Source organism: Pseudomonas sp. IT-P395 (assembly GCF_949767675.1).
In the GTDB taxonomy this organism is placed as follows: Bacteria; Pseudomonadota; Gammaproteobacteria; order Pseudomonadales; family Pseudomonadaceae; genus Aquipseudomonas.
The window spans coordinates 1-475 of the sequence record NZ_CATKPW010000036.1 but is presented as its reverse complement, the minus strand read 5'-3'; the positions used below and the strand labels follow the sequence as shown (position 1 = coordinate 475).

Here is a 475-nt window from a genome sequence, read left to right as displayed (position 1 = left end):
TCATCTACGGCCACCTTTATACGCTGCTCGGGGCTCCAGTCCTCGGAGCGGTTGAAGACGCAGTCGTACACCTCGAACACCACGGCCACGCCGGGCGCATCGCCGGCCTCTTTTATGATCTCTTTGGTGATGGTGATGATGATCGGCGTCTTGCCTTCGGCCTGTTCCTGGGTCAGCGGCTCACTGAACACGTAGATCCCACCCCAACTCAAGCGACAAATATCGCCGGCCGCAGCGTAGGGGTAGGGCGGTGTGCCATTGGCCTCGCCAATGCTGATCTTCACGCCAGCTTCCAGGTTCTCCTTGTTGATGCCATCGTCAAGAATGTCTTGGGGAATGATCATGATCAGCTTGGAATGCCCGCCGTCACCGTTGTCATCATGGCCGCCCGGGCGCGTCAGCTTGACCAGCACCTGCATGACTTCGGACGGTTCATCTTTGCTCGCGCCCAGCGGCTTGACGGAATAGGACACCG

Annotated in this window: 1 pseudogene; it reads right to left on the bottom strand. The window is 59.2% G+C overall.

The annotated features are described in order from the left end of the window. Window positions 1–475: pseudogene (locus ACM6IN_RS20440) on the bottom strand (hypothetical protein); the annotation flags it as partial.